The sequence below is a fragment of the Pseudoalteromonas undina genome, from assembly GCF_000238275.3.
Taxonomy (GTDB): Bacteria; Pseudomonadota; Gammaproteobacteria; order Enterobacterales; family Alteromonadaceae; genus Pseudoalteromonas; species Pseudoalteromonas undina.
On the sequence record NZ_AHCF03000002.1, the window covers coordinates 461051 to 473889 of the forward strand.

The following is a 12839-nucleotide window of genomic DNA, read 5'->3' on the forward strand; positions in this document are numbered from 1 at the left end:
AATGGCTCATAGCGTTTCTCAAGTTAAAAAAGGCATAGCGTTAGCAGAATCACTAGCAGCGCCTTTAGGTTATTATTGCTCTTTTTCTAGATGAAAGTAATTAAGTTGTACTCTCATCTCGGTAGCTTGTTCTGCCATTTGACGTGCCGCCGCCATTGTTTCTTCTGTAATCGCTGAGTTAGCCTGAGTTAGCCCCGTTAACCGTTGTACAACAAGATTAACCTCTTTAATTGCTTGCTCTTGTGCGGAGGTTGAGTGCGCTATATGTATTATATTTTTATTAACATCGCTAACAGCTTGCATTATGTGTTTTAGTTTTTTCCCTGAAGTGTCGGCTAATTCAGTTCCAAGTGCTATTTTTTGATTACTATTTACAATAATACTTTTTATCTGCTTCGCAGATTTAGCACTACGCCCCGCTAAATCACCGACTTCATTAGCGACTACAGCAAAGCCTCTTCCGTGGTCGCCAGCCCTAGCTGCTTCTACGGCGGCATTAAGTGATAGCAAGTTAGTTTGAAAAGCGAGGTTGTCAATAACCGAAAGTATTTCGTTAATATCTTTACTGGCTTCATTTACTTCATCAATCGCGCTAACAGTCTGTATTGATAATTGGTTTCCTTCTTCAGCGATTTGCTCTGCATTGCTTGCCAATGCCACGGCACTTTTTGATTGTTCAGATACTTTAGTTAGCTCATCTAGCATTTGCTCAGTACTTGAGCTTGCCTCTTCAAGGTTGGCAGCTTGCTCTTCTGTGCGTTTACTTATTTCAGTATTACTTGAAGCTATTTCACCTGCATTTTGCATAACCTGGCCAGCTGATACTTGAATCTCTTGAATGACATTGGTTAATTTAAAGATGGTCGCGTTGGTGTCGTTTTTTAGGGTGTTGAATACGCCTTGATATTGCCCCTCTATATTTTTGGTAAGGTCACCTTTAGCTAAGTTTGACAAAACGCTACTTACTTCATTTATAGCTAATGAAACTAATGAGGTAGACTCATTAACATTATTTTTTAAATCTTCCAATTGGCCTTGCAATGGTTGTTTTAATTGATGAGAAAAATCGCCATTTGCCATTGCAGCCATTACTTGATTAAGATCATTTATGACATGTTCAAGGTTTGTTACCGAGTGGTTTATATCTGTTTTTAGACTATTTAGCTGGCCTGTCATAGTCGATGAAATAGTATGATCAAAGCGCCCCTGACTAATTGCTAGCATGACTGATGAAATTTCAGTTAGAGCATTATCAATAGCAGTGATTGATGTATTGATGTTACTTTTTAACTGCTCAAGTTGACCGCTGGCTTCACCTTTAATCATTTTTTTAAAGTCACCTTTACTAACAAAGGACATGACTTCACCTATTTCATTCATTACATTATTTAAATTAGCCATACTGGAATTAATATCTTGTTTTAAAATATCAAGCTGTCCAGCTAAGGGGGCATCTAATTGCGCTGAAAACTGGCCCTGTCGTAATGCACTCATAACGTCACTAATACCATCTATGGCAATACTTAAGCTATTCACTGAGTTATTCACGCTGTCTTTTAGCTGGGCAAGTTTTCCTTTAGCTGGATAGGTAATTTGCTCTTTAAAGTTACCTTGCTCTACGTTAGCCATAATATCTACGATACTATTCATTGTGTTGTTTATTGAGGAAAGCGATTGGTTAATATTACTTTTTAAGGTGCCTAATTCGCCTGACATTGAGGCATTAATTTGAATATCAAATTGACCATCAGCCATAGCAATCGCAATGTTATTTAATTCGTTTATTGCCCCGTTTAGTGAACTTGCGCAATCGTTGGTTGCTTGTTTTAACGTATCTAACTCTCCTCGACATGGTGCTTCAATACGTTGATCAAATTTACCCGCAGCCATTTGGTTCATAACGCGATTTGTTTCACTAATAGATAACTGTAGAGCATCAAGAAGAGTGTTAAATGCTTGAGTGCTAACGCCTATTTCATCGCTTGAATAGACTGTTGCTCGTAATGAAAAGTCACCTTGTTGTTCAACTTTTTTCATCGTATCAGCTAGTGCATGTATTGGTTTTGTGAGTGTTTTCGCAAACCAATATGCGGCAATGGTAACAATGAAAATAGTGATGAAAAGTATCACAATGAGTTGTTGGGAAAGTGTGGTTATTGACTCAAAAGCTTCTTGTTCGTCCATTTCTGCTATGAGTGCCCAGCGAACATTAAATACATTTACAGGTGCAAATGCAGAGAGCACCATTTCATTGTTATAGTCATTTATAACATGCTGCCCTTTTTCATTTTTTAGTGCTTTGATTACAGATAAGGTATTCACAGTGCCTTTATTTGGGTTTCTAAACGAGCTTTCTACAGAGTGGTTTTTCGGATCAATATACGAGTCAGAGCGCATTAACCCTTCAGGGCCAACAAGGTAGGTCTCTCCGCTTTCGCCCAACCCGTCACGTTCTTTCATAATTGAATTAATATCTTCAATCGATAATTGGGCAGCTAAAATAGCAACCGTTTTACCATCAACAACAATAGGCTTTCCTATAAAGCTTGCAGGGGCATTATATGAAGGGGAGTACTGTTTATAATCTGCAAAAGCAATTTTTTGTGGGTTGCTGCTGTCTTTTAATTGTCTAAATAGGTTCGCTAAATTACTTTTAGCGTAGGGGCCTGTTTGCAGCGATGTTGCAAAGTCTACCTCTTTATAAACAGAGTAAACAATATTGCCATTTGCTGGGTCGATAATGAAAATATCGTAGAACTTATTTATATCAGTCATATCGCGTAGATAAGGGTGATATTGGCGGTGCGCTTGCTCGTAAGAGTCTGATTGCTCGGTGGTGGTTAGTTTTTGTTTTTCACCAATTGGGTTTGGGTTATTAGCTAGATAACGAGATTGCAGCTCAATACTTTTTGGATTCATTTGCTTTAATAGAGATGAAGAAACTGTATCTGTTGGGTTTAGCTGTTTAAATTTTGGAGCAAAAGACTCTTTATAAAAGCGATTTAGAGACTCTGATGAGGTTGAAGGGGAGGTATTATTAAATCCATCTATAAACTTTGTCGCAATATTGGCCATTTCTGGATTTGCTTGCAGCGCATTAAGCTTTTTTTCAATGTTGTTAAAATAGCGTTTAACAGCGCTTTGTTTTACTTTACTCACAGCGTCTAAACGCGAATAAACCTGTTCTGTCATCGAGTTTGAAGCTGTATTAATTGCGACAATAATAATTATTGTTATTGGCACTAGGGCAACAACTAAAAAGGCGGAGATAAGTTTTTTTGTTAAGTTTAATGAATTAAAAAAGTGGTTAATTATGAGCATTACTATGTCCCTGTAATAAGGTCTGAACCTCAAATGAGCATAGAACACAATTTGTGAAGATCTAGTTAATAATTAAAGTAATGAGTTTTTATTACAAAATAGCCAAAGCTGATACAAAGCACTTTTAATTTTAATGTAATTGCAGCATGCTTTTTTAGCGGTTTAAAAGCAATAAAGCGTAGAAGTACTTAAGTGCTCCTACGCTTTACTATTTAATTGATGTTCTAACGTTAAAAAAGCAAACGATGTTAGAGCGCGACTAAACTGCGCTCTAACATAGCTTGAATTTGCTTAACTATTTTAGCTTCGGTTTCGGGTTCAAACTGGGCAATTCGAGGAGTGTGAATATGCCCAGTCGGAATATCTGAATTTAGCTGATTACGCAGCCGAATACTGCGATACGAAATTTCGTTAGACAGGTAACCACCGCCACCGCCACGTACTGCAGTTGCCTCTTTTAATTCGTCAAAACTGCTAGGCTCAAAGTCTTTTTTGAGGGTAATAACATGATGATTATCATTAATCGCAAAAGGGCCTTTTGCCTTTAGCATAGCGCTAACAGGTAAACTAAATTCTACAAACTCAGTACCGGGTAATGGGCGGTCGTTTAAGCTTGGAATGAGCGGCGCTGTTTTGGTACCTCCATACACTATATTGGCGTTGTCGGGGGCTGTTACACTGCGGCGCTTACCCGGAAAGCGTTCAAGATCAAAGTCTTTACGGCCCATGCTAACGGTAACGACCATATCAACTTTATTAAGAGCGTAATAAGGGGCAAGTAAGGATTCTATAATGCCTTGATCAAAGTCTTCATAACGCACAGGCACCATTACAGTGTTTATTTCAGCACTAATCCCTTTATAGTTTATTACTTGGCCATCAAGAAGCAACGCAGCTACGCCCGATGGGTTACTTTGGTTTATATTTCTATCAAGTAAAAATGGGTCAAACCCAGTTAGTAGTATCTTTTTAGTGGTGTTTTGTGAGTAGCTTAGGTCTGTGCGACCTCGGCTTCCGTTTTCTAGCAATGTTAATAACACTGTTTGCTGCGCGGTGCTCAGCGAAAATGCAGGTTTTGTGGTGCGAATTATTTTACTTGATTGTAAGCGAGCCCAATAAAGCGCGCGATCATCTAAGTTTTGCGTTGTAGCGATGCGTTTTTTTGCACTAAACCATAATCGTTTTGAGTAGTCATTAACGGCATCTACGGCTTGTGCATAGCTTGAGAGTGACTTGAATTGCTGCTCAAATTGATTAACTTCGCTGGCAAAAGCGCTTAGTACGGCTGGCATCGCTTGGCTGGCTTTTTCAATTCGCAATTCTTCTGGGGTTAGCGGTGTGTTTAAATTGGCTAAAGTACTAAAAGAAGAAAATATTAAACTTGTGGCAATCAGTGTTTTTATCATGATGTTCCTATACTAAGTCGTATTTGTTGCCTACTATCCTATGCCTAATATGTGGGTGCAAATAAAATCGTTGGTTGGTTTTATGTTGAAAGCAGTATAAAACAGGCGCTAAATCAAAAACTACGGGTATTTTATTAAAAAAGAGTCTTAACTCTGTGATGGGTTTAGCTACAATGGAGCTGTGTATTTTTTAGTTTTTTACTTTTAGGCAGCTATGCAACTTATTCAAATAGATAAAGCACGTTATCGTAAACATTTAAATCGCGTTATTGTCGGCTGTGCAGCAGGTTTAGCTGTGGGCAGTTTAGCAATTTCACAAACCTTAATTGCATTATTTCCCGATGAAAGTGGCAGTCATTTTCATTGGAACTTATTAGGCGTAATTGTTACGAGTATTGGCATAGGCTGGTTGTTAAATAAATACCGAACACATCCTTTTATGAGTGAGGTGGTGTATGTGTGGGAGCTTAAAAAAGCGCTTAATAAAATCACTCGTAAAATGGCTAAGCTAAAAGCGGCGGGACGAGAAGGTAACCCCGATGCATTATTGGCGATTCAATATAGTTATGCGGGCTCACGATTATTATGGCAGCTTGACGATAACACCATCACTATGGATGATTTAGCGATTAAACAAGCCGAGTTAGATAGCGTTGCGGCCAAGTTCAACTTAACCTTAAATGCTGATGACTACAATGATGCAATTTTAAAGCAGTTTTAAAGTGGTTTTAATTTATAGGAATAACAATGAGCATAATTCTTTATGGTGTCCCGCTTTCTCCTTATGTGCGTAAAGTACGTGTGTGTTTAGCGCTTAAGCAACTGGACTATAAACTCGAAATAGTCTCGCCGTTTAATCAGCCTGACTGGTTTTTAGAAATTAACCCGTTGGGGCGTATTCCGGCGCTAAAAGATGGCGAGTTAAACTTGGCGGATTCTAGCGTTATTTGCCAATATCTTGATGAAAAATACCTTAATTCATCGGCTTTACTCGGTGATACTATAGAGCAACGTGCAGCTGTTCGCTGGCTAGAAAAATACGCAGATTACGAGCTGGCTCCACTGACAACATTTACGGTATTTCAGCAGCGTATTATTGCTCCTACAATGCAAAAGCCAACCGATGAAGCCTTAGTGCAAAGTGCATTAAATGAAAAATTACCGCCTTTATTTGATTATTTAGAAGGTTATTTAGGGAATAACGAATTCTTTGTTGGTAACAGCTTTACTCTTGCCGACATTGCAGTGAGCTGCCAGTTAATGAATATGGAGCATGGCGGTGAGCAACTTGATGAGTCGCGCTGGCCTAAGCTTACTGCTTTACATAGCCGTGTAAAACAGGGGACCGCTATGCAGAGCATGCTTGAAGGCGAACAAAAAATATTAGCTTCATTAAAATAATGTTTATCACCGATTTTTAGCAAAGCTTAGGGAGCCATAAGTGAAAAAAGTACTGATTGTTTGTTTAGGTAATATTTGTCGCTCACCTACCGCAGAGGCGGTATTAAAAGCTCGCGCTAAAAAGTTAGGTATTGATCTGCTAGTGGACTCGGCAGGGACTATTGGTCATCACGAAGGTAATCAACCAGATAGGCGCTCAATGCAGGCTGGTGAAAAACGCGGTTATAGTTTTAAAGGTATTTTTTCGCGCAAGGTGCGTAGTAGTGATTTTAGCGAGTTTGACCTTATTTTAGCAGCCGATAAACAAAACCTGTCGGATTTAACCGCACGTTGCCCTGAACATTTGCAGTACAAGCTTGCGTTGTTTTTAGAGTATGGCGAGCAAGCACAAAGCGCAATTCCCGATCCTTACTATGGCGGTGATGATGGCTTTGAAAAGGTACTTGATTTAATAGAGGCCGCCAGCGATAACATTTTAGCTAAGTTAAAATAGCTATAATGATAAATTAAAAGGCGCATGAAGCGCCTTTGGTATGTTATTAACGGTTTACTTTAAAGTCGAGCTGTACTTTGGAAGTTGCTGCAACCGCTTTTCCATGCTCAAACTTAGGAGCATAGCGCCATTGCGCTAATGCTTCTACTGCTGATTTTTCAAAGGCCACGCCACCCTCAGAACTAATTACTTGCGGATTTTTTACAAAGCCAGACTCATCTACTTGAAACTCCATAACTACACTGCCATCTTTACTAAATCGCGCTTTGTTTTTAGGGTATTTAGGGTTAACGCGATATAGCGGCGTTTGCTCTTGGCTTTCTTTCCACGGCACCATTTTAGCAATCGCGATACAGTGCTTAGTGGCTTCATCGCTTTTGCCTTTTTTTTCATACAAGCCAACTAATCTTGAGTGTGCGGTAAGCTCAGCGCTGTGATCGTAACTTAAGTTTTCATCAAACACCTTTACTACGCGATTAAGCCGTTCAATTGCTTGATCGTATCTTTTTCTACCCTCAGCAAACGACGCCATTAAAAAGTCAGCTTTTATTTGTTCAACCGAGTTTTTAGGTAAGTTAGCCTGGTAATACTCATCGGCCTCTTCCAAGTAGTTTTTAGCTTCACGGTATTTTTCGTAGCTGAATTTATTGGCTAATATGGTTGCCGCTTCTAATTTCATATCGGCCAAAAATTTAGGTTTATTTTCTGTATTTGCTATTGCAATTACTTGATCTAAATAATAGTCCGCTTTTTGAGCAGAGGGGGCAAAATTAGCCATACCAACTAAAGAATCAACGGTTTCTAACGATTTGTTACCATGGTTGTTAACTGAAATAGTGTAGGCTTGTTGATATAGTGAAAAACGTTTTTCAATCCATTTTTTACCATAGCCATTAATTGATTTAGCATAGTTAATAGCTAAGTTTGCGGTGTTATCTGAATTATCACCGTAAACAGCTTTACCTAATGTGTAGGCCTGCTCCGCGGCTTGTTGCATATTTTCCTTGGTTTTAACCGCATTTAAGTAATTTTGATACGCGTCGTTAAAAACGGCTTGAGCGTTACTTGCTTGTTCGGCAAATGACATGGTGCTTAATACAGATAAACTTAAGCCCATCAGTAATACACGTTTATTTAGTTTCATAATGATCCCTATTATTTGTCGGTGGTAAATTAGCAAATCCTTATGTGTATGTCATCATTTTAGGTAAACCAAGGTAAATATTCGTTGCTAATATATTTATGCTTACATATTGAAAATAGCCGCTGTCGTCGCAATATATTTGACATTACTTAGGGTGTACTACGATCCAATTTTGAACTTTTGTGATATTATCACTTTATCGTGTCGTAGTTTTTTAATATTTGGATTGGTCGTGGCGCAAGTAAGAGCAAGAGTCCAGCTTAATGTTGGCAAAAATAGTGATATTCCTGCAGAAATTATCTCGTTTAGTGGCTTAAAAGATGGCCAAGAGCATGTTGCTTTAGTATTTAATAACGCCGATACCCAGCAAGGTGTCCCACTTATTCGTATGCATTCTGAATGTTTAACCGGTGATGTATTTCATTCGTCACGCTGTGATTGTGGTGAGCAGTTAAACGAGTGTATTGAAATGATGCATGAGCAGGGCGGTATTTTACTTTATTTACGCCAAGAAGGGCGTGGTATTGGTTTATATAATAAAATTGATGCGTATGTACTGCAATCACAAGGTATGAATACTTACGAAGCTAATAACCATTTAGGTTTTGCTGATGACTTACGTGACTTTTCAGATGCAGTGTTAATGCTCAATGCGCTTAATTTAAAGCACGTTAAATTAATGACTAATAACCCTAAAAAGCTCAATGCATTAAAAGATGCAGGTATAGAAGTTGATTCTGTTGTGGGTACTCATGCTCACATTAAAGCTGGGCTTTCAGGTAATAAAGCGTATTTAGAGACAAAGATTAAGCATGGCTCTCACATGCTAGATATTAAGAAAATTAAAAAACCTTAGGGTCTGTTGACCTTTCAAGGTTAAATTTGCAGCAGTCTGTTTGGTATTTAGGCAAGGCAGAGCCTATGTGGTGTGGTTATTCCCCATAAATAGGCGATAACGCAGCATCAATGCCAAACAGGCGCAGCCCTTCGGGTTCTACCTAGGGGCGATTTACTCTTTGTTGCTCGGTTTTTACTTAGCCCACTAGGTTACAAACCTCGCGCCGCGATTAAACCGCCCCTAGTTTGAACAAATTTTAATCCGTAAAGGGCAACAGACCCTAATATTAACGGCATTTATCGCCGCCACCTATGTAATACCAACCAGCGCCGAGTTATACTCGGCGTGTTTTGTTTTAATTAAGAGCAAGTATGTCTACACAATTACGAATTTTTAAAGCTGATGCGGCATTAAAATGGTTTAAAGCGGGTTGGCTAATTTTTAAAACTCAGCCATTAACTTTTATTTTTATGCATTTGTTTATTGGCATTGTTGGCTTGTTGTCGTTATTTTTGCCGGTATTACAAATAGCTGCAGCATTGGCTACACCATTTTTAACCGCTGGTTTTTATCAAGCCGTGCTTACCAAGCAGCAGGGCGGCAAAATTATGTTAGCCGATATTTTGAAGCCCTTTTCAGCCAAAGGAAATCGGTTAGGCTTATTTCGCTTAGCGCTTTATCAAATGGGTGCCGGTATTTTAATTGCCTTGCTCGCTAATGGGTTATTTGCTGATGCAATGGCGGTTATGACACAGCCTGGCCTAGATCCAAACACCGCCGTTAGCCAAATGCTTGAGAGTATTTCGCTTGCTAACGTGGCATTGTTTTTAATTGCGCTCTCTATTTACTTTACTTCGTTTGCCTACGCAGTACCGCTGGTTTATTTTAATAAAGAGCAACGTATTTTAAATGCCTTAAAAAGTTCGTTTATGGTGTTTTATTATAATATTTTACCATTAAGTGTTTATGGTATTATTTGCGCATTATTAATGGTGTTGTCGATGTTCTTATCGCTACTACCGCTGTTGATTTTAATGCCAATTTGCTACATTAGTTTCTTTGTATCTTATCAGGCTATTTTTATGCCCGTTGTGCCACCAAGTGATGACAGTAACATTAAGCCTTTAAGTAGCGAGCAAAGCGGACGCTTTGACGCTTAATGGATGATACGTTAAAACAAAAGTTAAAAAACTATGTGCTTTGGTTGCTTGGTCGGCAAGAGTATTCGCGCCGTGAGTTAACCCAAAAGTTACAGCAAAGAGAAGCAACCGACGAGTTCATAGAAAACCTGCTTGATTGGTGTGAAAAGCACAATTTTATTAACGAGCAGCGTTACTGTGAAGGGTTTGTCAGAAAACACATATTTAAATGCCATGGCTTAAAGCGAATTCAAAGTGAGGCCATGAGTAAAGGGATTGATAGAGCACTGCTTGAAACAGTGGTTGATGAGCTGGAAATAGATTGGTTTGAGCTCGCGCAGGAAGCGTACAACAAAAAATATTCAACGACACCGGCAGACCTCGAGTACAAAGAAAAAGCTAAGCGCGTGCGCTACTTAATGTATCGAGGTTTTAGCTATGATCAAATAAATTTTGCAATGCAAGCACAGTAAATACAGGTGAGACTTTCACATGCAGCACATGACTACCGCACAGATTAGGCAACAGTTTTTAGACTTTTTTGCCAGCAAACAACACCAAGTTGTTCCTTCTAGTTCGCTTATACCGGGTAACGATGCCACGTTGTTATTTAATAATGCCGGTATGGTGCAATTTAAAGATGTATTTTTAGGCGCCGAAAGCCGCCCTTATACACGCGCAACTAGCTCTCAGCGTTGTGTGCGTGCTGGTGGTAAACACAACGATTTAGAAAATGTTGGTTACACAGCACGTCACCATACCTTTTTCGAAATGCTAGGTAATTTCAGCTTTGGTGATTACTTTAAGCAAGATGCAATTAAATTTGCGTGGGAGTTTTTAACTGAGGTTGTAAAACTACCAAAAGAAAAGCTGTTAGTGACCATTTACCATGATGACGAAGAAGCCTTTGGCTACTGGGCTAACGATATAGGCTTACCTGAAGATCGTATTATTCGTATTGCAACGAGCGATAATTTTTGGTCTATGGGTGATACCGGCCCTTGTGGTCCATGTTCTGAAATATTTTATGATCACGGTGAGCACATTTGGGGTGGTCCTCCGGGCACTCCTGAAGAAGATGGCGACCGTTTCATTGAAATTTGGAACTTAGTATTTATGCAATACAACCGTCAAAGCGACGGGACTATGGAGCCACTTCCTAAGCAATCTGTTGATACTGGTATGGGCCTTGAGCGTATTTCAGCTATTTTACAAGGTGTGCATTCAAACTACGAAATCGATTTATTCCAAGGCTTAATTGCCGCCGCTGCAAGCGTTACTAATGCACAAGATATGGATGATAAGTCGCTTCGCGTGGTGGCGGATCATATTCGTTCGTGTGCGTTTTTAATTTCAGATGGGGTTATGCCATCAAATGAAGGCCGTGGTTATGTATTGCGTCGTATTATTCGTCGTGCAGTACGTCACGGTAATAAGTTAGGTGCTAAAGGCGCGTTTTTCTATAAATTGGTTGCTGCACTTATTGAGCAAATGGGTCAAGCGTACCCAGAGCTTGCTAAGCAACAAGAAATTATTGAAAAAGTACTGCGTATTGAGGAAGAGCAGTTTGGTAAAACGCTTGAGCGTGGTTTAGCTATTTTAGAAGAAAGCTTGAGTGATTTAACCGGGGATGTGATCCCAGGTGACTTAGTATTTAAACTTTACGATACCTATGGTTTCCCTGCCGATTTAACAGCTGATGTAGCGCGTGAGCGCCAAATGACCATTGACCATCAAGGTTTTGAAGCATGCATGGCAGTGCAACGTAAAACAGCACAGCAAGCGGGCAAATTTGGTGCAGATTATAATGAGCAATTAAAATCAGATAAGCACACTGATTTTAAAGGCTACGATAGCAATCATTATCGTGGCACTGTGATTGAGATTTTTGCCGGTGGCGAATCTGTATCGTTATTAGAAGATGGTCAGCAAGGTATTATTGTTTTAGACCGTACTCCGTTTTACGCTGAATCAGGCGGCCAAATTGGTGATAGCGGAACAATTACTGTTGCCGGTGGTGAGTTTAATGTAACCAATACCACTAAATTGGGTAATGCTTTTGCTCATCATGGAACAGTTCAAGGGCGTATTGGCGTTAACGATAAAGTGGATGCGACAATTGACGATGCGCGTCGTGAAAGCATTAAGAAAAATCACACAGCTACGCACATTTTACATGAAGCATTGCGTCAGCTTTTAGGTGAGCACGTATCGCAAAAAGGCTCACTTGTGCAGCCAGATCGTCTGCGTTTTGACTTCTCACATTTTGAAGCGGTGACCAAACAAGAACTGCGCGAAATTGAACGTGTAGTAAATGACGAAATTCGTCGTAACTTTGCACTTAACACTGAGCTAATGGCAATTGATGATGCTAAAGCAAAAGGTGCTATGGCATTGTTTGGCGAAAAGTACGATGACGAAGTACGTGTAGTAACCATAGGTGATTACTCAATTGAGCTTTGTGGTGGTACACACGTAGAGCGTGCAGGTGACATTGGTTTATTCAAAATTGTATCTGAAAGCGGTATTGCTGCCGGTGTTCGTCGTATTGAAGCGGTAACCGGTGCAGAAGCAATCGCTTATGTTAATGAACAAGAACAGCAATTAGCAGATGTTGCAGCGCTTGTAAAAGGTGACAGTGCGTCAGTACTTGAAAAAGTAACTGCCTTACTTGAAAAGTCGAAAGGACTTGAAAAGCAAGTTGCCCAACTTAACGATAAACTAGCCAGTGCGGCAGGTGCATCGTTACTTGATTCAGTGGTTGAAATTAATGGGGTTAAATTGTTAGTTGCCAACGTTGAAGGAACTGAATCAAAAGCGCTTCGTGGCATGGTTGATGATCTTAAAAATAAGATTGGCTCAGGCGTAATTGCTTTAGGTGTTGCCAGCGGTGATAAAGTAAGCCTAATTGCGGGTGTAACTAAAGACTTAACCGGTAAAGTAAAAGCGGGTGAGTTAGTTAACCACATGGCAGGCCAAGTAGGTGGTAAAGGCGGCGGTCGTCCAGATATGGCGCAAGCGGGTGGTTCTGAGCCACAAAACTTAACTGCAGCACTTGATAGCGTAACAGCTTGGTTAACTGAGCGTACTTAAGCTT

The 12839-nt window shown here is 39.7% G+C and carries 10 protein-coding genes; 7 read left to right on the forward strand and 3 right to left on the reverse strand.

The window, feature by feature from the left end; translation table 11 throughout:
• Window positions 1-72 precede the first annotated feature (72 nt).
• Together PUND_RS02755 and PUND_RS02760 are read right to left on the reverse strand one after the other, a co-directional pair.
• Window positions 73-3321 (reverse strand): methyl-accepting chemotaxis protein, encoded by a 3249-nt coding sequence (locus PUND_RS02755; protein ID WP_010390794.1) that lies wholly within the window; start codon window positions 3319-3321, stop codon window positions 73-75.
• Window positions 3322-3569: 248 nt separating this feature from the next.
• Window positions 3570-4727, reverse strand: coding sequence for a hypothetical protein (locus PUND_RS02760; RefSeq protein ID WP_010390795.1), 1158 nt, complete (start codon window positions 4725-4727; stop codon window positions 3570-3572).
• Between the two features lie 214 nt (window positions 4728-4941).
• Here PUND_RS02760 and PUND_RS02765 point away from each other — a divergent pair, with 214 nt between their 5' ends.
• Genes PUND_RS02765 through PUND_RS02775 form a run of 3 tightly spaced genes read left to right on the forward strand, consistent with a single transcriptional unit; the run spans window position 4942 to window position 6621 of the window.
• Complete coding sequence (locus PUND_RS02765; protein ID WP_010390796.1) at window positions 4942-5448, forward strand: DUF3087 domain-containing protein; 507 nt, start codon at window positions 4942-4944, stop codon at window positions 5446-5448.
• 26 nt (window positions 5449-5474) lie between these two features.
• Window positions 5475-6128 (forward strand): glutathione S-transferase family protein, encoded by a 654-nt coding sequence (locus PUND_RS02770; protein ID WP_010390798.1) that lies wholly within the window; start codon window positions 5475-5477, stop codon window positions 6126-6128.
• A gap of 40 nt (window positions 6129-6168) precedes the next feature.
• Complete coding sequence (locus PUND_RS02775; RefSeq protein ID WP_010390800.1) at window positions 6169-6621, forward strand: low molecular weight protein-tyrosine-phosphatase; 453 nt, start codon at window positions 6169-6171, stop codon at window positions 6619-6621.
• A gap of 46 nt (window positions 6622-6667) precedes the next feature.
• On the opposite strand, the gene PUND_RS02780 is transcribed toward PUND_RS02775, so the two are convergent.
• Entirely contained in the window at window positions 6668-7765 is a 1098-nt protein-coding gene (locus tag PUND_RS02780; protein WP_010390803.1) for a TonB family protein, read from the reverse strand.
• Window positions 7766-7997: 232 nt separating this feature from the next.
• Here PUND_RS02780 and PUND_RS02785 point away from each other — a divergent pair, with 232 nt between their 5' ends.
• The 4 genes from PUND_RS02785 (at window position 7998) to alaS (ending at window position 12835) form a co-directional block, all read left to right on the forward strand.
• Window positions 7998-8621, forward strand: coding sequence for a GTP cyclohydrolase II (locus PUND_RS02785; RefSeq protein ID WP_010390804.1), 624 nt, complete (start codon window positions 7998-8000; stop codon window positions 8619-8621).
• Window positions 8622-8974: 353 nt separating this feature from the next.
• Complete coding sequence (locus PUND_RS02790; RefSeq protein WP_010390805.1) at window positions 8975-9763, forward strand: BPSS1780 family membrane protein; 789 nt, start codon at window positions 8975-8977, stop codon at window positions 9761-9763.
• On the forward strand, window positions 9763-10215 hold the full coding sequence (locus tag PUND_RS02795; RefSeq protein WP_010390806.1) for a regulatory protein RecX: 453 nt from the start codon (window positions 9763-9765) through the stop codon (window positions 10213-10215). The genes PUND_RS02790 and PUND_RS02795 overlap by 1 nt, the downstream gene beginning before the upstream one ends.
• 19 nt (window positions 10216-10234) lie before the next feature.
• Window positions 10235-12835: an alanine--tRNA ligase gene (alaS, locus tag PUND_RS02800; RefSeq protein ID WP_041709173.1), complete on the forward strand. Its 2601-nt coding sequence runs from the start codon at window positions 10235-10237 to the stop codon at window positions 12833-12835.
• Window positions 12836-12839 lie beyond the last annotated feature (4 nt).

Bases quoted from the DNA above. Each gene is read 5' to 3' on its own strand.
- PUND_RS02755 (WP_010390794.1), bottom strand. From the start codon at position 3,321: ATGCTCATAATTAACCACTTTTTTAATTCATTAAACTTAACAAAAAAA.
- PUND_RS02760 (WP_010390795.1), bottom strand. From the start codon at position 4,727: ATGATAAAAACACTGATTGCCACAAGTTTAATATTTTCTTCTTTTAGT.
- PUND_RS02765 (WP_010390796.1), top strand. From the start codon at position 4,942: ATGCAACTTATTCAAATAGATAAAGCACGTTATCGTAAACATTTAAAT.
- PUND_RS02770 (WP_010390798.1), top strand. From the start codon at position 5,475: ATGAGCATAATTCTTTATGGTGTCCCGCTTTCTCCTTATGTGCGTAAA.
- PUND_RS02780 (WP_010390803.1), bottom strand. From the start codon at position 7,765: ATGAAACTAAATAAACGTGTATTACTGATGGGCTTAAGTTTATCTGTA.
- PUND_RS02790 (WP_010390805.1), top strand. From the start codon at position 8,975: ATGTCTACACAATTACGAATTTTTAAAGCTGATGCGGCATTAAAATGG.
- PUND_RS02795 (WP_010390806.1), top strand. From the start codon at position 9,763: ATGGATGATACGTTAAAACAAAAGTTAAAAAACTATGTGCTTTGGTTG.
- alaS (WP_041709173.1), top strand. From the start codon at position 10,235: ATGCAGCACATGACTACCGCACAGATTAGGCAACAGTTTTTAGACTTT.